At 62.3% G+C, this 332-nt stretch carries 1 protein-coding gene; it reads right to left on the reverse strand.

What is annotated here, in order from left to right:
- Positions 1 to 332, reverse strand: a 332-nt coding sequence (locus tag E9549_RS22955) for a nucleoside hydrolase (RefSeq protein ID WP_236828906.1), incomplete at both ends; no start/stop codon positions are given.

Here is a 332-nt window from a genome sequence, read left to right on the forward strand (position 1 = left end):
GCGCACAGGCCTGCACACCGTTCCGTTCCCAATAACGCTTACGGTAATCCGCCGTACTCTTCTCCACATAATCGCGGATCACCGGATTCTGCAGCCTCGCTATATCATCTGCGCTTAGCAGCGCCTTGCGGGTCACATCCAGCCCGACCAGCGTCAGCCGGGGGAACCCGGCCGCCAGCACCAGCTTGGCCGCCTCCGGATCGACGTACATGTTGTATTCGGCCGTCGGCGTAATGTTGCCGAAGCCCTGCACCACGCCGCCCATCACAATCACCTCGGCAGCATGCTGCGTCAGCTCCGGGCATTTGTGCAGCGCACGTGCCAGGTTGGTC

This window comes from Blastococcus sp. MG754426 (assembly GCF_021699055.1).
In the GTDB taxonomy this organism is placed as follows: domain Bacteria; phylum Actinomycetota; class Actinomycetes; order Mycobacteriales; family Geodermatophilaceae; genus Blastococcus.